At 42.0% G+C, this 17,365-nt stretch carries 13 protein-coding genes; 7 read left to right on the top strand and 6 right to left on the bottom strand.

Translation table 11 applies throughout. The features are described 5' to 3' along the window. Position 1 precedes the first annotated feature (1 nt). Positions 2-865 (bottom strand): universal stress protein, encoded by an 864-nt coding sequence (locus tag ACFSQ3_RS12695; RefSeq protein WP_380869923.1) that lies wholly within the window; start codon positions 863-865, stop codon positions 2-4. Positions 866-1,003: 138 nt separating this feature from the next. Here ACFSQ3_RS12695 and alaS point away from each other — a divergent pair, with 138 nt between their 5' ends. The 5 genes from alaS (at position 1,004) to ACFSQ3_RS12670 (ending at position 9,712) form a co-directional block, all read left to right on the top strand. Then, positions 1,004-3,619 (top strand): alanine--tRNA ligase, encoded by a 2,616-nt coding sequence (gene alaS / locus ACFSQ3_RS12690; protein ID WP_380869922.1) that lies wholly within the window; start codon positions 1,004-1,006, stop codon positions 3,617-3,619. A gap of 1 nt (position 3,620) precedes the next feature. Next, the gene (locus ACFSQ3_RS12685; RefSeq protein WP_380869921.1) at positions 3,621-4,727 is read left to right on the top strand and encodes a TlpA family protein disulfide reductase; all 1,107 of its coding nucleotides are present in this window, start codon (positions 3,621-3,623) and stop codon (positions 4,725-4,727) included. A 103-nt stretch (positions 4,728-4,830) separates the two neighbouring features. Further along, on the top strand, positions 4,831-5,523 hold the full coding sequence (locus ACFSQ3_RS12680; RefSeq protein ID WP_380869920.1) for a response regulator transcription factor: 693 nt from the start codon (positions 4,831-4,833) through the stop codon (positions 5,521-5,523). A 181-nt stretch (positions 5,524-5,704) separates the two neighbouring features. Continuing rightward, entirely contained in the window at positions 5,705-7,546 is a 1,842-nt protein-coding gene (gene glmS, locus ACFSQ3_RS12675; RefSeq protein ID WP_380869919.1) for a glutamine--fructose-6-phosphate transaminase (isomerizing), read from the top strand. A 6-nt stretch (positions 7,547-7,552) separates the two neighbouring features. Next, complete coding sequence (locus tag ACFSQ3_RS12670) at positions 7,553-9,712, top strand: DUF4954 family protein (RefSeq protein WP_380869918.1); 2,160 nt, start codon at positions 7,553-7,555, stop codon at positions 9,710-9,712. A gap of 77 nt (positions 9,713-9,789) precedes the next feature. Here ACFSQ3_RS12670 and ACFSQ3_RS12665 read toward each other — a convergent pair whose 3' ends face one another. The 4 genes from ACFSQ3_RS12665 to ACFSQ3_RS12650 form a co-directional block, all read right to left on the bottom strand. Then, entirely contained in the window at positions 9,790-10,005 is a 216-nt protein-coding gene (locus ACFSQ3_RS12665) for a heavy-metal-associated domain-containing protein (RefSeq protein ID WP_380869917.1), read from the bottom strand. 16 nt (positions 10,006-10,021) lie between these two features. Continuing rightward, complete coding sequence (locus tag ACFSQ3_RS12660; RefSeq protein ID WP_380869916.1) at positions 10,022-12,466, bottom strand: heavy metal translocating P-type ATPase; 2,445 nt, start codon at positions 12,464-12,466, stop codon at positions 10,022-10,024. A 72-nt stretch (positions 12,467-12,538) separates the two neighbouring features. Continuing rightward, positions 12,539-13,072, bottom strand: coding sequence for a helix-turn-helix domain-containing protein (locus ACFSQ3_RS12655; protein WP_380869915.1), 534 nt, complete (start codon positions 13,070-13,072; stop codon positions 12,539-12,541). A 118-nt stretch (positions 13,073-13,190) separates the two neighbouring features. Further along, positions 13,191-13,505, bottom strand: a complete 315-nt coding sequence (locus ACFSQ3_RS12650) for a DUF4342 domain-containing protein (RefSeq protein WP_380869914.1) — start codon at positions 13,503-13,505, stop codon at positions 13,191-13,193. A 212-nt stretch (positions 13,506-13,717) separates the two neighbouring features. On the opposite strand from ACFSQ3_RS12650, the gene ACFSQ3_RS12645 reads away from it, so the two are divergent. Both ACFSQ3_RS12645 and ACFSQ3_RS12640 read left to right on the top strand, forming a co-directional pair. Next, entirely contained in the window at positions 13,718-14,608 is an 891-nt protein-coding gene (locus ACFSQ3_RS12645; RefSeq protein WP_380870037.1) for an OmpA family protein, read from the top strand. Positions 14,609-14,711: 103 nt separating this feature from the next. Continuing rightward, on the top strand, positions 14,712-16,061 hold the full coding sequence (locus tag ACFSQ3_RS12640; RefSeq protein ID WP_380869913.1) for a mechanosensitive ion channel family protein: 1,350 nt from the start codon (positions 14,712-14,714) through the stop codon (positions 16,059-16,061). Here ACFSQ3_RS12640 and ACFSQ3_RS12635 read toward each other — a convergent pair. After that, entirely contained in the window at positions 16,058-17,335 is a 1,278-nt protein-coding gene (locus ACFSQ3_RS12635; RefSeq protein WP_380869912.1) for a porin, read from the bottom strand. The genes ACFSQ3_RS12640 and ACFSQ3_RS12635 overlap by 4 nt on opposite strands. Positions 17,336-17,365 lie beyond the last annotated feature (30 nt).

Below are 17,365 nucleotides of genomic sequence, written 5' to 3'. Positions count from 1 at the left end.
TTTAATCTTCCACTACGCGATCGAAAAACGCAGGCTTTGTTAGTTCTAAGGCAATTGCCTTGGAAACCGATGTGCTGAACAATCTTTCGAAAAACGACTTTCTAGTTTTCGTTACTAATATCAAATCCGGATTACGTTCTTTAATTAAGCTATTAACCACTTCGGGAACGGTATCCAAGTTTATGTCCGTTTTAGAGATAGGAGCACAATCAATATTTACTTCCTGAAGCAAATTCATTTCTCGAATATTGAACGCCCACGATTCCAATAATTCATTCGTTTCGTCCACATCATTTTCCTCGCGGTAAACATGGGTTAGAGAAAGTTTATTTGGTTTGCCAACTACGTCAATAAAGGTGCGTAACGTTTCCAGTTCTTCCGATTTAAACTTTGTTAGTAAGGAAACACGGTCGAAAGCGCAAGTCTCATGTCCCGCCGGAACAGCAATCACCGGAATCGGCGAACTAGCAGTAATCGCTACCGTGTTACTGCCGTAATAGTAGGATTTTTTAGCGGATGCTCCGGTTGCCCCGAGAATAATAAGTGCATATTGTGGTTCTGCTGCTTCGCTCGGTAATTTCTCATTTAACAAACCGCGAACGCAATTGGAAGTGAAAACAACCTGATCAAACGATCCTTTTAGTTGTTGCTTCAGATCGCGCATCATCAAATCCGCTTTCAGAAGGCTATTATCTTCCAGCAAGTCTTCGTTATTTCCTTCGTTTGCAAATGTTGCGGTTGTGCTCGTATAGTAATGCAATAAATGAACCCCATAGTTTCTTTTTTGAGCTAAATGGGATGCGTATTGTATGGCGCTAAGGGAGTTCGGAGAAAAGTCGGTAGGAACCAGAATGGTATTTCGCATAGTTATTGTTGCTCTCGTATCTTCGTTCTGCTAAATATAGGTATAAATTTCATTTGTTCTATCAATTCCTGCGCCATTTCCTCGTTTAATCATCTATAATCCCTAAATTTGCTCTTCAAATTTTAGGCTGATTTTCAAATGACAAGTAGAGAGATTCGCGAAGCATTCCTAGGCTTTTTCAAAGATAAAGGACACCAAATTGTACCATCTGCGCCAGTTGTGGTAAAAAACGATCCAACGTTGATGTTTACCAATGCGGGTATGAACCAATTTAAAGAACTGTTTTTGGGAGAAAAAGCGGCCAGCTACTTGCGCGCGACCGATAGCCAACGCTGTTTGCGTGTTTCAGGAAAGCATAACGATTTGGAAGAGGTGGGGATCGATACCTACCACCACACGCTTTTCGAGATGTTGGGAAATTGGTCGTTCGGCGACTATTTTAAGAAAGAAGCGATAGCTTGGGCTTGGGAATTGTTGACTGAAGTGTATAAGCTGGATGTGGATCGGCTATATGTCACTATTTTTGAGGGCGACGAACGCGATGGCTTAGCGAAGGATACTGAAGCGTATGATCTTTGGAAAGCCTTCATTGCTGAAGATCGCATTCTCCTTGGGAATAAGAAAGATAATTTTTGGGAAATGGGAGATACCGGTCCATGTGGTCCGTGTTCAGAAATCCATTATGATATGCGCCCAAATGCGGAACGTGCTGAGGTAGCAGGCAGCGATTTGGTCAATCAAGATGATCCGCAAGTGATCGAAATTTGGAACTTGGTTTTCATGCAGTACAACCGTCTGAAATCTGGTGTATTGGAATCTTTGCCAGCGAAACACGTAGATACGGGAATGGGATTCGAACGTTTAGTTCGCGCTATTCAAGGTAAAGTTTCGAATTATGATACCGATGTTTTCCAGCCATTAATCAAATTCACGTCGGAGCGTTCTGGAATTCCATACGGACAATCCGAGCAAACGGATATTGCCATGCGCGTTTTGGCGGATCACGTGCGCGCAGTCAGTTTTACGATTGCGGATGGACAATTGCCGTCGAACAATAAAGCGGGATACGTTATTCGTCGAATTTTACGTCGCGCGGTACGTTATGCATATACATTCTTAGGATTTAAAGAACCATTCTTGAACGAGTTGGTGCCGTTGTTGGCACAACAATTTAAAGGAGTGTTTGATGTATTAATTGATCAGGAAGCATTTGTGCAAAAGGTGGTTTTGGAAGAGGAAGTGTCGTTTCTGAGAACGCTTACCACAGGAATTCAACGTTTCGAAGCTTACGCCGCTGATGGAAAACAAATTGATGGCGATTTCGCATTCGAATTGTTTGATACATACGGTTTCCCAATCGATTTGACAGAATTGTTGGCACGCGAAAAAGGAATGGTCGTAGATATGGATGGTTTCCAAACGGCGCTGAACAAACAGAAAGAAAGATCTCGCGCTGCGACAACCTTAGATATGTCGGATTGGGTAATTCTACAAGATTACGTTCAAACCGAATTTGTTGGATACGATCGTCTGTCCGCGGAAGCGCAAATTACCAAATACAGAAAAGTGACCGCAAAAGGCAAGGATCAATATCAACTGATTTTGGATGTTACGCCTTTCTACGCCGAAGGTGGTGGTCAAGTTGGGGATAGCGGCTTGTTGATTCATTCGGAATCAGGAGAAGAAATCAAAATTGTCAACACGAAAAAAGAAAATGCGCTAATTGTTCACTTTGTGGATGAGTTACCTGCATCGTTGGAGGGAATATTCTCTGCCAGAGTAGATGTGCAAAAACGGAAGGACTCGGAAGCAAATCACTCTGCTACGCATTTGCTACATGCTGCCTTACGCGAAGTTTTAGGATCGCACGTACAGCAAAAAGGCTCTTTGGTTTCACCGGATGTACTTCGTTTCGATATTGCTCATTTTTCTAAAGTGACGGCAGAAGAAATTCGTCAGGTAGAAGATATCGTAAATGCTAAAATCCGTGAAAATATTCCTTTGAAAGAAGAACGCGATGTTCCTTATCAAAAGGCATTGGATTCTGGAGTCACGGCATTATTTGGAGAGAAATACGGCGATCATGTGCGCGTCATTACGTTTGATGATGTATTTTCAAAAGAGCTTTGCGGCGGTACGCACGTTCGTGCTACTGGGCAAATCGGATTCTTCAAAATAACCAGCGAATCGGCCGTTGCTGCGGGCGTTCGACGTATTGAAGCGGTTACAGGAACGCGTTCTGCTGAATTGATTAATACGCAATTCGAGATGGTGAATAGCCTTAAAGAATTGTTGCATAATCCGAAAGATTTCGTTGGTGCGTTATCGAAGATGATCGATGAAAATGGCGCTTTGAAAAAAGAAGTGCAGCAAGCCATCACAGAGCGTTCATTGGCTTTGAAAAAAGACTTGCTAGCGCAAGTTGAATCGATTGATGAAGCACAATATTTAGCTGCTCGCGTAGATATTCCTAATGCGGATGCGGTGAAGGGATTGGCCTACGCACTTCGCGATGAAATCAATAATCTTTTCTTGGTTTTGGCGACGGTGATCGACGATAAGCCATTTTTGTTGGTGATGATCGCTGATAATCTTGCGAAAGCAAAAGGTTGGAATGCCGGAGCGATCATTCGAGAATTAGCAAAAGAAGTAAAAGGCGGTGGCGGTGGACAGCCGTTCTTTGCAACTGCCGGAGGAAAAGATGTGGAAGGTATTACGCGCGCTTTAGAACGCGCTCGTGAATTTGTAAAATAACATGAGAAACTATAGTTTTTTTGTGCCGTTGGCATTGCTTGTTAGTTTTATCTTTTTGCAAGCATGTGATTCTAAAGAGCAAATCTCCATTTCCGGAACCATTGAGAATCCGGGGAATATCAAGGTGATCTCTTTCTACGAAGGCGAACGGAAATTGGATTCTGTATTTATTGCGGACGGCAACCGTTTCCGCTTTGAGCGCGGAAGTAGCCAACCTCGATTGCTAACCCTAGCTGCCGGCAAAAATCGTTATCCGATTATTTTAGAACCAGGACAGCCTGTCAAGTTTACCACGAATTTGCAGCAACCTGAGCAATATGAGGTAAATGGATCCGAACTTTCAGAATCGTTGAAAAGTTTCGCGCCTGCGAAACGCAAAATCGAATTTGTGCAGGATTCGCTGCAATCAGTGTTTAGCAAAGCGACAGTAGATAAATCTTCGGAAGAAATCCAAAACTTACGAAGCGAAATGTTGCAACAGTTTGAGCCGTATATGAAAAACTATATTCAGGAAGCGGTAGCGTTTGCGGGCAAGCATCCAAATTTGGCAGGATTTTACGCGATGAGCACGCTGGAACCGGAAACCGCCGAAGCAGAACTAATTAGTTACGGCGATCAGATAAAAGACCAGTTTGCGGATAATCGTTACGTTACGGAGTTTAAAGCGGAAGTAGACAAATTGCGTAAGCTAGCGATTGGTCAGCCTGCGCCGGAATTCGAAGCGTACACGCCGAACAATAAATTGGTAAAACTAAGTGATTACAACGGGAAATATACACTGATCGATTTTTGGGCTTCTTGGTGCATGCCTTGTCGCGAAGAGAATCCAAATATTGTAAAGCAGTATGCAGCGTTTAAGGATAAAGGGTTTGAAGTGCTAGGAGTGTCCTTAGACGATAATCCGGGATCATGGATGCGCGCTATCGAAACGGATGGTTTGACTTGGACCAATATTTCGGATTTAAAAGCATGGAGTTCGCATTTAATTATAGATTATCGCATTCGCGCTATCCCTACATCTTACATAATCAATCCGGAAGGAAAGATTATCGCGAAGAACTTACGCGGACAAGCGCTTGAAGATTTTCTTAAGAAAACCTTAAATTAATATTGCTAAGATATTATTATATCTTTCGCGGGTTAACAATATCATAACATTTGTGTAACTTTATCTTACCATTAAGTACATACTTTAGCATAAAAAAACGAGTATGATTAACCCCAAGCCGAAAATATTAGTCGTAGATGATGAGCAAGATATAGTTGACATCATTTCCTACAACCTGACCAAAGAAGGTTTTCAAGTATTCAATGCAAACAACGGTAAGGAAGCAATTCGTGTAGCTAAAGAAGTATATCCGGATTTAATCATATTGGATGTTATGATGCCAGAAATGGACGGCATCGAAGCTTGCCGCTTAATGCGTTCCATGCCGGAATTCAAAAATACATTTGTGATCTTCTTAACAGCGCGTAGCGAAGAATACTCCGAAATTGCAGGATTCCATGTCGGGGCAGATGATTACATCGCTAAACCGATTAAACCGCGAGCACTGATGAGTCGTATTAACGCCATCCTACGTAGAAATGCAAGCGATGCGCACGACGAACAATCGGACAAATTGGAAATTATGGATTTAGTTATCGACAGAGATTCTTTTTTGGTGTTTCGTGGGGAAGAGAAATTTGTTTTAGCGAAGAAGGAATTTGAATTACTTTATCTGTTAGCATCTAAGCCGAATAAAGTATTTACAAGAGAGCAGATCTTAAAAGCGATTTGGGAAGATTCCGTGGTTGTTACTAATCGTACAATCGACGTTCACATCCGTAAACTACGCGAAAAGATAGGAGAAACCTATGTAACCACGGTAAAAGGCGTAGGATATAAGTTTGAATTAAACTAATACGTTTTAGTCGAATTTTTAAAATTTTTAGAAAGTCCGCGTTATCGTTAACGCGGACTTTCGCATTTCTTTGGTAAGGCAAAAATGTACTTCTTGCCACTTTCAAAGTCTATTATTATTGATATATTCGAACGGTTTTTCTACTGTTTGAAAACAAAAATTAAATTTTACATCACAACGTATGTGTGGAATAGTTGGTTATACTGGAGGTAAGCAGGCTTACCCAATCTTAATAGATGGTTTAAAAAAATTAGAGTACCGCGGTTACGATAGTGCTGGCGTTGCTCTGCTTCAGAATAAAGGTGTTTCCGTTTTTAAGAAAGAAGGAAAAGTGGCGAAGCTAGAAGAGCATGTCGGCGTGAGCGATGTTGCTTCGCACACCGGTATTGGACATACGCGTTGGGCAACGCACGGGGAGCCTTCGGATCGCAATGCGCATCCACATCTTTCAAAATCGGGTCGCATTGCGATGATTCACAATGGAATTATCGAGAATTATGCGCAACTAAAAAATGAATTGTTGAAGGATGGCTATGAATTCAAAAGTGATACCGATTCGGAAGTATTGCTAAATTTCATTGAAGATATCCAGATCAAAAATGAATGTTCACTGGAAGAAGCGATTCGTATCGCGTTGAAGCGCGTAACGGGAGCTTACGTTATTCTATTGATCGATCAAGCGCATCCAGATACCATCATCGCAGCGCGTAAAGGTAGCCCTTTAGTAATCGGAATTGGTCAAAATGAACATTTTCTTGGGTCGGATGCTTCACCTATGTTGGCGCATACAAAAGAAGTGGTTTACATCAACGACTATGAATTAGCGATAGTTAAACCCGACGAATTGATCTTGAAAAATCTTGGAAACGAGGTCATCACACCATTCGTACAGAAATTGGATTTGGAGTTGGCTGCGATTGAAAAAAACGGCTACGATCATTTCATGTTGAAGGAAATTTTCGAACAACCTCAAACAATTTTTGATTCGCTGCGCGGACGTATGGATGCGCAAAAGAATCAAATTACGTTAAGTGGAATTGATGCAATTGCTGATAAAATTCAATCTGCACGTCGGATTATCATCGTGGCATGTGGAACAAGTTGGCATGCTGCTTTGGTGGCCGAATATGTGATCGAAGAACTTTGCCGCATCAATGTAGAAGTAGAATATGCGTCGGAGTTCCGTTATCGCAATCCGATTATTTCCAATGAAGACGTCATTATTGCGGTTTCACAAAGTGGAGAAACAGCGGATACCTTGGTTGCATTGGAAAATGCAAAACAACAAGGCGCTACGATCTATGGATTGGTGAATGTGGTTGGTTCTTCCATCGCTCGTTTGTCGGATGCAGGATCATACACACATGCTGGTCCAGAAATCGGTGTAGCGAGTACCAAAGCGTACACAGCACAATTGGCAGTGTTGCAATTGATCGCGTTGAAAATTGCAAAGATCAAAGGTACGATCGACGATCAAAAATTTACTTACTTCATTCAGCAGCTTGATGCGGTTCCGGAGAAAGTACAGTGGATTTTGGATAATCAAGTGGAAGAAATTAAACGAATTGCCAAGAAATACGCGGATGCAAACGATGTACTTTATTTAGGTCGCGGATATAATTTTCCGACGGCGTTAGAGGGCGCGTTGAAGTTGAAGGAAATTTCATATATCCATGCAGAGGGCTATCCGGCTGCAGAAATGAAACATGGCCCGATTGCGCTGGTTGATGAAACATTGCCGGTTATTTTCGTAGCGACAAAAGATAGTTATCACGAAAAAATTGTGAGTAACATTCAGGAAATTAAAGCTCGAAAAGGAAAGATCATTGCCATTGTTAGTGAAGGCGATCAACGTGTTGGCGATTTAGCGGACGATTTGATGGTGGTACCAAGTTGTGATGAAGTAATTGCACCATTATTGGCAGCGATTCCTTTGCAACTTTTAGCGTATTACATCGGCGTAGAACGCGGTTTGGATGTGGATCAACCACGTAACTTAGCCAAATCCGTGACCGTCGAATAACTGCTTATGGGATATATCAATAAAAGACCACTTCGCTCGTTGGGATATGATTTCGTGCCGTCGGAATATTTGCCCGAAGGCGAAAATGAATATTACTTACGCTTTCAGCAGAATCCCGTAACATCAGATCATTTCCGACCGCTGACAGCGGAAGAAATTGAACTGTTGATTTCGTTGGGAAATGAATCGACCAACTGGTCGGACGTGTATGTCAGCAAAGCGGGATTTATCCCGGATCAGATTCGCCATTCCAAATTTCATGGATTGGTGCGAATCGGGAAGATGGATGAAATTTATGTGGAATACCGCGATTTGCGTTTGGCTTCCGGTATTTATCATTCCCAAATTATCAGCTCGGATATCGGAGATTACTGCGCCATTCATCACGTGCGCTACATGGCACATTATATTGTCAGCAACGAAGTGATTTTGTCCAACGTGAACGAGATGGAAACCAGTTCCAACGCGAAGTTTGGAAATGGCGTGCTGAAAGATGGGGATGATCCAGAAAGTCGGATTTATCTGGAGCTATGTAACGAAAATGGCGGACGTTCTGTGTTGCCATTTAATGGTATGCAGGCGGGTGATGTGTATTTGTGGACGCGCTATCGCAATGATGCAGATCTTCAGCGTCGTTTGCACGAAATTACAGATCAGCATTTCTCGTCGAAACGTGGTTATTACAGCGTAATCGGGGAGCGAACGGTAATTAAAAATTGTCACACCATAAAAAATGTACAAATCGGTTCGGACGCGTACATCAAGGGTGTCAATAAAATCAAAAATGTCACCGTAAATTCCATCGCTTCCGCATATACGCAGATTGGTGAAGGTTGCGAATTGGTGAATGGAATTGTCGGTTATGGTTGCCGTATTTTTTATGGTGTCAAAGCGGTACGATTTATTCTTTCGTCCTTCTCGCAGTTGAAATATGGTGCGCGTTTGATCAACTCCTTTTTAGGAGATAATTCTACCATTTCTTGTTGTGAGGTGTTGAATTCCTTGTTGTTTCCTGCGCATGAGCAACACCACAATAATTCGTTTTTGTGTGCCTCGTTGATTATGGGGCAAAGCAACATGGCGGCGGGAGCGACGGTGGGTTCTAATCACAATTCCCGCGCAGCAGATGGTGAATTAATGGCTGGAAGAGGTTTTTGGCCGGGCTTGTGCGTTAGTTTGAAACACAATTCTCGTTTCGCCTCCTATTCCCTGATCGTTAAAGGCGATTTCCTGCACGAGTTGGATATCCGCATCCCTTTTTCGTTGATTAGCAATGATGTCAAGAATGATCGTTTGGTAATTATTCCGGGATATTGGTTTCTATATAATATGTATGCGCTGATGCGTAATACCAGCAAGTTTACCGCACGCGATAATCGAAAGCTGAAAAATCAGTATTTCGAATATGATGTGATTGCGCCGGATACCGTGAACGAAATGTTCAATACATTCCAAGAAATTGAACATGCCGTCGATTTGTTGGCAACTGATGCTAAAATCGCATTTTGGAATGTTGAATCTGATTTTCAGGATGATATTCTGTTGCAGAATGTGGAGAATTCTCGAAGAAAAGTCGTTTTGAAAAAGCCGAAGCAGGTTTATCTGCTATTCAAGCGATTAATTCGTTATTACGCAACGACACAAATTTTAGGATTCATCGAAGAGCAATCGATCGATCAGTTACGTGATCGCTTGAAAACAGAAATATTTTCTCGGAAGCAATTCGTGAACGTTGGTAGTCAGCTGATTCCTGGTGAAGATTTGCAGCAATTGATTGAAGATGTGAAAGCGACAAATTTAGATTCTTGGGTTGATGTGCATGAACGCTATCATCAGTTGAGCAGAGCTTACTTAGATGAAAAATTTGTTCACAGTATCGCTTCCTTACAAGAATTGGTCGGAAAACCGACTTCCGAGTGGGATGATGCTTTTATCCGCGAATTGTTGGATGAAGCATTAGATACGAAACGATGGATTCGCGATGAGATTGAGCGCACTCGCGCGAAAGATTACGAAAGTGAATTCCGTAAAATGCTTTATAATTCTGATGAAGAAATGGAAGCCGTTGTCGGAAAATTATCGGACAATAGTTTCATTCTATCTCAAAATAAAGAGCTACTGGAATTTGAAACTCGAGTAAGCAATTTAATCCAACTGCTAAAATAATCGCTATTTTTTTAAACATAAACACGGCCGACGATTCTGCAGAATCGTCGGCCGTGTTGTAAAATAGCAGTCGCTTTTTAAACGGGATCTACATCAAAACCAGCTTGTTTTACTGCTGCAATAACTTCATCGTGCGTTGCGCCTTCGCTGGTTACCGATAAAATTTTATCGGGATTGTTCGTGTCCACTTCCCAAGATTGGATGCCATTTACTTGATCCAAAAATGGCGTTACCGCTTTAATGCAGTTACCACAATTAATGCTTGTCTTGAATTTCAATACGTTATTTTCCATGATATAATTTGCTTTGTTAAACTAATTTTCTCCATTTTAATCGCAGGCTATTGGACACCACCGAAACGCTGCTCATCGCCATGGCTGCACTCGCGATCATCGGGCTTAAAAGAAAGCCAAACGAAGGATACAGAATACCTGCGGCAATCGGAATGCCAATAATATTGTATATAAATGCCCAAAACAAGTTTTGTTTAATTGTTTGAACAGTTACCTTCGATAAACGTATGGCCACCGGAATCTTCATCAAATCAGAAGATATGATAGTCATCTTGGCTACATCCATCGCAATATCGCTTCCTTTACCCATCGCCATGCTCACATCTGCTTGCGCTAGCGCGGCGCTGTCGTTGATACCGTCGCCCACCATACCGACCACCTCGCCTTCTGCCTGCAATCGTTTAATGTAATTTGTTTTGTCTTCTGGCAACATTTCAGATTCAAAATCATCAATGCCGGCTTGTCTCGCAATAGCTGCAGCCGTTGCCGCGTTATCGCCCGTCAACATCAGCGTTTTGATACCCATTTTATGTAAATGTTCAATCGCGGCCGGTGTCGTCGATTTGATCGGATCAGCAATTGCAATGATGGCCAAAACATTGTAGTCCTCCGCAAACCAAATGACGGTTTTGGCTTGCTCGGTAAAGGTATTTGCGCGTTGTTGCATTTCATCTGAAATGACAGCATTTTGTGCCAACATTAATTTTTGGTTTCCAACAGCATAACTTTTTTCCTGATAGGTGGCTACAATTCCTTTCCCAGTAATACTTTCGAAATTAGTAAGATGTAATGTGTTTTGCTGTGGCCAAGCTTCCATAACGGCAGAGGCCAGTGGATGTTCCGACAAGCGTTCCATCGCGTAAAGAACAGCTTGTTTTGTTTCCATCTTTTCGTCGTTCAACGTAGCGTCTTCATTCGCCCACCAGCTGTCCGTAACTTGCGGATTTCCCTGAGTTAGCGTTCCCGTTTTGTCTAATACAATAACATCTAAATCCTTCGTGCGCTCAATGCTTTCCGCATCTTTTATCAAAATTCCTGCTTGTGCTCCGCGGCCAACGCCCACCATGATGGCCGTTGGTGTCGCCAATCCTAAAGCGCAAGGACAAGCGATCACAAGCACCGTAACGAACGCCATAATGCCCTGCGTCAATGAGTTGTCACCTCCAAAGAACCACCAAATGATCATGCTGATTGTCGCAATCGCCAGTACAATCGGTACGAAGATCGAGGCCACCTTGTCGACCAAATTTTGAACGGGAGCACGACTGCCTTGAGCTTCTTTCACCAAAGTAATTATTTGAGCAAGAATGGTTTCTTTCCCAATCTTCTCTGCCCGAAATTGAAAACTGCCTTTCTGATTTACCGTTCCAGCATATACCTTGTGGTCTTTTGATTTGCTTACGGGGACGGATTCTCCGCTTAACATGCTTTCGTCAACATACGATGAACCATGAACGACGGCACCGTCTACCGCAATTTTTTCGCCGGGCCGCACCAATAGCAAATCTCCAATCAACACATCGTGAATTTCTATTTCCGTTTGCTGACCTTCTTGATCGACGCGGATTACCGTTTTCGGTTGCATGCCGATTAGTTGGTTGATTGCATCGGAGGTGCGGTTTTTCGCGCGTTCCTCCAATAATTTTCCCAACAAAACAAAGGCAATGATAACCGCTGATGCTTCGAAATATATATGTGCTTCCAAGCCGTTTGATGTCCAAACGTGTGGGAATATTAAGGTAAAGACGCTGAACAAATAGGCAATTCCAGTGCTTAATGCCACCAATGTGTCCATGTTGACCGAACGATGCTGCGCTTGCTTCCATGCGTGTACAAAGAAATCGCTACCGACCCAAAATACAATGGGTGTGGTAAAGGCAAACATAATCCAATTGGCATACGGAGCATGCATGAAGAACATACCAAATACAAATACAGGAGCAGCTAGAGCGAGTGCTAAAATAGTTTTACGTTTTATCTTGTGGTAATGTTCTTGCTGTCGGATCGCCTTATTTTCTTCGGAGGATTCTTCCGGTTCGATGGCTAGATCGAAACCAATAGATTGAACTGCCGAACGCAATGCATCTTCTCGCACCGTATCAGGAAGGTATTCAATTTGCGCGGTGGTGTTGGCGAAATTAACGGATGCATGCAATACACCATTTTGAACAGAAAGCATGCTTTGCACGCTGCCGGCGCAGGATGCACAGCTCATTTCTAGCACTGGAATTTCACGTTTTTTAACGCGCGGTGCGTATCCTAAATCTTTCGTCAGCTGAATGATTTTGCGCAGCTCTTCCTTGTCCACGCCATTAATTATCAAATTTGACGTCGAGATTTGAAAGGTTGTTGGCAATTGCGCTTCCTGCAACGCTTTTCGAAAAGCTTGCTCCGCATTAGAACTGGATTGCCAGTTTTCTAAATGAACGGTTGTATCGGAAGAAGTAGTTGCTTGTGCCATCGTTTTTGCCGGATTTGATTTGATAGATCAAAGGTCGGCAGTATTGTCGATGAACGTCTTACACTATTCGGATTATTTCTTGTAAGATTTCACCTTATCCAAAGGTTGGCGTCGCTTATCCGCGGACGATTTATAGGCCGACGGCGTATATCCGGTCACTTTTTTAAATTGATTGCTTAGGTAAGCAACGCTGGAATAATGCAATTGGTCTGCAATTTCCGTCAACGTCAATTCTTCGTAGTGCAAAAGCTCTTTAACACGTTCTATCTTCTGGGCAATGAAATACTTCTCAATGGTGGTTGATTCGAGTTCCGAAAACCATATCGATAGCTGATGATAATCCTGTTTTACTTTCTCTTGGAGCCAAGTCGAAAGATTTTCACGCTGATCAAAATCTTGCTGATAGATCAATTCAATAATGGCCGTTTTGACCCGTTCAACAACTTGTTTTCGCTTATCGTCAATCAACTCAAATCCAAGTTTGTCTAAATCCGCTTTTATCGTTTCGCGTAATCGATCATCGATCGGAGCATTCGTGGAAACTTCTCCCAACACGATGTGCGTGACAGGTAATTCCCATCGGCGCATCTGATCTTCTACCGCCATAATACAGCGGTTGCAAACCATATTTTTTATGTAAAGCGTCGTTTCCATCTAGCAAATACGAAAATAAGAAAAGCTCACATTATCTGATGCGAGCTTTTCTCTGATTGCTGTCAATTTCTTACAGCTTTGGTTCCTCCGGATTGTATGGAGCCGGGATTTCCGAATCAGTCGGAGTTGTCGGCGTTTCTTCAGGTGTTTCATTACGTTCTACCGTAATCTTACATTCGGTTAAAATCGCTGCCAGCGTTCCTACAGCAGCAAAAATTGGAGCTAAAACAATTCCAACGACACCGATAGTAACCGGAAAACTGACAATTTCTTTGTTGTTTTTGTCCGAAATCGTGATTTTGCGCACGTTACCTTCTGCAATAAGATCCTTGATCTTTTTCAAAAGCTGCTCTCCGTTGATGCTAAATGTTTCTTTTAATGACATGATATCTTCTATTTAATGTTCTTAATTCTTTATTCAAAACTAGTAGATGAGGCAGATGTTTGCGATAGTTTTTAGGTGAATGACCTTGGATTGTCGGTAAAAAGTCCGCGTACGTCGGTCTAACGTACAGCAAAGTAGCTTTAAATTTTAAGATTTTTTGAGATTTTGGCACGATCTAAGTATATAACTTAGTGTTACAAATAATTTAAATGATGAAAAAATATACGATTTGGTCATTTGCGCTTGTAGTCATCGGTACGATGCTTTTCAGCGCTTGTGGCGTTAGCAAAAAGGTACATCGAGCCTTGGAGGCCGAGCATCGCAGTTTAGGAGAACGTTTTCAACAAAGCCAAGTAGAGTTGGCTGAATCGCGTTCGCGCGTGAAAAGTTTGGAAGATCAACTGGAATCGGAAAGACGCAACAACGCTTCGTTGAAAGAAGCACTTGCAAGATTGCAAGGTACGTTGGATAACAGTATCAGCCAAAATACGCAAGGAAATGTCAATATTTCGAAATTGGTTGACGAGATTAACGCATCCAATCGCTATATCCAACACTTAGTTAATACCAAAAACAAAAGCGATTCACTTAATATGGTGCTTACAAATCGCATAACACGCTCATTGAGTCGCGAAGAAATGCAGGATGTGGATGTGCAGGTATTGAAAGGTGTCGTATATATTTCTCTAGCGGATAATATGCTTTATCGCTCTGGCAGCTATGAGATTTCGGACAAAGCAGGAGCGACTTTGAGTAAAATTGCAAAAATCATTCAGGATTACCGTGATTACGATGTCTTGATCGAAGGTAATACCGACCCAGATCCGATTACGCAGAAAAATATTCGTAACAATTGGGATTTAAGTGCGTTGAGAGCATCTTCTGTGGTTCAAGCCTTACAGCAAACTTATGGTGTTGATCCGAAGCGCTTAACTGCCGGTGGTCGTGGTGAATATAACCCAATCGCTGATAATAATACAGCGCAAGGAAAAGCACGCAACCGTCGTACACAAATCATCATAACACCTAAACTGGATCAGTTTATGGATTTGATTGACAAAGCGCCGGCAAAGGAAAGTTCGGAAGAAGTCGGAATGGATTAGAAATCTAATCATCTCATAATAGTAAAAACCCCGTACAGCATTCGTTTTCGAATCAGTACGGGGTTTTTTATGTGTTCCAAAGATGTATTCCTACTTTTGTAGGATGAGAGATCCCATGGAGAAATTTTTGGTTGATGAACATGTCAACACACAAATCTACAACACGACCTATCAACAGCTCGCTCAGCTGCAATTCAATGCTCAACTTACCCACATTCTTACGACAGCGGCTTTACTGCTTGCTACGGGAATTGTTTTAGTATTGGTCGACTACATCGTTCGGAACATAATTATCAAAGTGTTTTCCTCAGTCATGAGTCGATCCAAAAAGAACTTAAATGAGCGACTTATTGCCAACAAATTCTTTTCGAATTTAAGTTTGCTAATCTTGCTTATGATTACCCAAGCATTTTTACCATTAGTTTTTAAGGGATTTCCAGAAACGATGTCCTTTTTGGAAGCTACGCTAAACCTGTTGATCGCATTTGTAACATTGCGTTTTATCAATGCGATGTTCAAAACGGGTCGCGATATGTTGGAACACAAACCGGGTTTTGTAGATAAGCCATTAGACAGCTATTTGCAGGTCGTGCAAATTGTATTGTATTTCATTGGCGGAACTATCTTATTTACGGTGTTGACGGGTAAATCGCCAAGCGATTTCTTAATCTCTATGGGCGCTGCATCAGCCATATTAATGTTGGTGTTTAAGGATACCATTTTGGGTTTTGTAGCCAGTATTCAGGTTTCTGCGAACGATTCTGTACGCGTAGGAGATTGGATCGAAATGAAAAAATACAATGCGGATGGCGACGTATTACAAATCAATTTAAATAACATACGTATCCGAAATTTCGATCGTACGGTCGTTACTATCCCGACGCACACTTTGCTTACTGAATCTTTTACGAATTATCGCGGAATGCAACAATCTGGAGGTCGCCGAATTAAACGTGCCGTAAATATCAAAATATCGTCTATCCGTTATGTCGAACACCATGAAATTGCTGAATTTAGAAAGATCCGTTTGCTACATGATTTTATAGATCAGCGTCAAGAAGAAATAGATAATTACAATGCTGAGTTTTTATCAGATAATGGAGACGTATTGGTAAACGGACGTCGGATGACAAATGTTGGACTTTTTAGAGCTTATCTTTCCGAATATGCGAAAGCGCACCCGTTGATCCAAAAAAACTCCACCATTATGGTTCGTCAGCTGGCTCCAACAGAAATTGGGCTGCCACTCGAGCTATATATGTTTACGGATGGGACCGGATGGGGATTTTATGAGGATGCTATGGCCGATATTTTTGATCACCTATTCGCAGCGATTAAATTCTTCGATCTAGAAGTGTTTGAATCCCCAGCTTCGGACGATTTACGTAAACTAAAACTAGCTATTCCAACGATGGAAAAAGCGAATTCGACGGAACAACAACTTGAATGTTAGATACCTAACTCCACTTGAAAGGTACCTCCCCAGGTGCCTTTTTTATTGGAGTTATTTAAAACGCCATCGCGGAATAAATAGGATGCATTAGCTTGGAATTTTAGGCGATGTGCCTTGAAATATTTCGTTAACCCTAACTCCATCACTTCTGTTTGTCTTTCGACAGATAACAACTGCTTGTTCGGCTTTAGATAAGTATAACGGCTAGCAATTTCGTAACCATGATTGAGTAAATAGGAGAGCTGCTGGTTAACTCCCCAGCCTTTATATGCATGTACAGCTATCGTAGGGTCACTTACCAAGAAAGTAAATGGATTATCTACATCACGTTGCATGTATTCTGCCATATATGCCCATCCCGCATATTTGAACATAAAATCAGCATAAGCCGTTTTTAAGGTAAGTGGATTGGTTACGCTTTTTCCAATTTGCCCGCCTGATCGCGTAGTTCGATCATTGTAACTATAACCTGCCGCAATAGAAATCTTTGGCGTTTCTTCCCGCTCTAAATCGCCCTCGGAGTAGTCCCCATCGTTGGTAAAATCGCCTAATGGTAAAAACTCTAAACGACCCGTGTAAGCTAGTCCATCATCCGTAGTAACAGCAACACGTCCTTCTCCCGTAGATACAGCAAATTTAGCGTGCACAGGCATGCTACCGACATATTTATTGAGGTGCATAGTAAGGTTGAAATCTCGATCTATATTAAATGCTGCGTTGACTAACGACCGCTCTGCAAATTGCAATTGCCCAGAAGAGTTTACACGTTGGCGGTTACCCGGCAATTTGTTTTGTCCGAATGAAATATAAAAATCTTCAGAAACGTTATAAAAAACGACAGCATCTCGTACTATGTTTGGAACCCCGGTATCATCAAAATCCTGATCGCCACGAGTAAAAGCTAACTGCACACTGTATGATATGCGTGGTGTGTAAATATATCCATCCATACGTAGACGTAAACGACGAACACGTGCTTCCCATTCGTTGTTTCGTTCGTTGTCTAAGATGTTGGTGTACTTTAACCTATTTTGCATCCGGAATCGAAAGTTGGTGTAAAACAAACTGTCCGGACTCATAAATTGAATGCCTTTGAAATTTACGATAGTAGCTCTGTCATCCCGTTCCTGTGCATTTGCTGAAACTAGGGTGAATAGTACAATTATTAGCGTAATGATGATCCGTATTGCGTGCGTTTCACGTAAATCGGGGAGGGGGGAAGGCGTATATCGATTGTTCACAGCCGGATTGATCTGAAATAAATTGCTGTACAAAACTACGCGATAATTTCAATAATCAATCCG

Origin of the sequence: Sphingobacterium corticis (assembly GCF_042684745.1) — a bacterium.
Taxonomy (GTDB): domain Bacteria; phylum Bacteroidota; class Bacteroidia; order Sphingobacteriales; family Sphingobacteriaceae; genus Sphingobacterium; species Sphingobacterium corticis.
This window is presented reverse-complemented; position numbering and strand designations above follow the sequence as displayed.

What these genes read in the sequence shown, in the direction of transcription:
- ACFSQ3_RS12695 (WP_380869923.1), bottom strand. Translation starts at nt 865, where the DNA reads ATGCGAAATACCATTCTGGTTCCTACCGACTTTTCTCCGAACTCCCTT.
- alaS (WP_380869922.1), top strand. Translation starts at nt 1,004, where the DNA reads ATGACAAGTAGAGAGATTCGCGAAGCATTCCTAGGCTTTTTCAAAGAT.
- ACFSQ3_RS12685 (WP_380869921.1), top strand. Translation starts at nt 3,621, where the DNA reads ATGAGAAACTATAGTTTTTTTGTGCCGTTGGCATTGCTTGTTAGTTTT.
- ACFSQ3_RS12680 (WP_380869920.1), top strand. Translation starts at nt 4,831, where the DNA reads ATGATTAACCCCAAGCCGAAAATATTAGTCGTAGATGATGAGCAAGAT.
- glmS (WP_380869919.1), top strand. Translation starts at nt 5,705, where the DNA reads ATGTGTGGAATAGTTGGTTATACTGGAGGTAAGCAGGCTTACCCAATC.
- ACFSQ3_RS12670 (WP_380869918.1), top strand. Translation starts at nt 7,553, where the DNA reads ATGGGATATATCAATAAAAGACCACTTCGCTCGTTGGGATATGATTTC.
- ACFSQ3_RS12665 (WP_380869917.1), bottom strand. Translation starts at nt 10,005, where the DNA reads ATGGAAAATAACGTATTGAAATTCAAGACAAGCATTAATTGTGGTAAC.
- ACFSQ3_RS12660 (WP_380869916.1), bottom strand. Translation starts at nt 12,466, where the DNA reads ATGGCACAAGCAACTACTTCTTCCGATACAACCGTTCATTTAGAAAAC.
- ACFSQ3_RS12655 (WP_380869915.1), bottom strand. Translation starts at nt 13,072, where the DNA reads ATGGCGGTAGAAGATCAGATGCGCCGATGGGAATTACCTGTCACGCAC.
- ACFSQ3_RS12650 (WP_380869914.1), bottom strand. Translation starts at nt 13,505, where the DNA reads ATGTCATTAAAAGAAACATTTAGCATCAACGGAGAGCAGCTTTTGAAA.
- ACFSQ3_RS12645 (WP_380870037.1), top strand. Translation starts at nt 13,718, where the DNA reads ATGAAAAAATATACGATTTGGTCATTTGCGCTTGTAGTCATCGGTACG.
- ACFSQ3_RS12640 (WP_380869913.1), top strand. Translation starts at nt 14,712, where the DNA reads ATGAGAGATCCCATGGAGAAATTTTTGGTTGATGAACATGTCAACACA.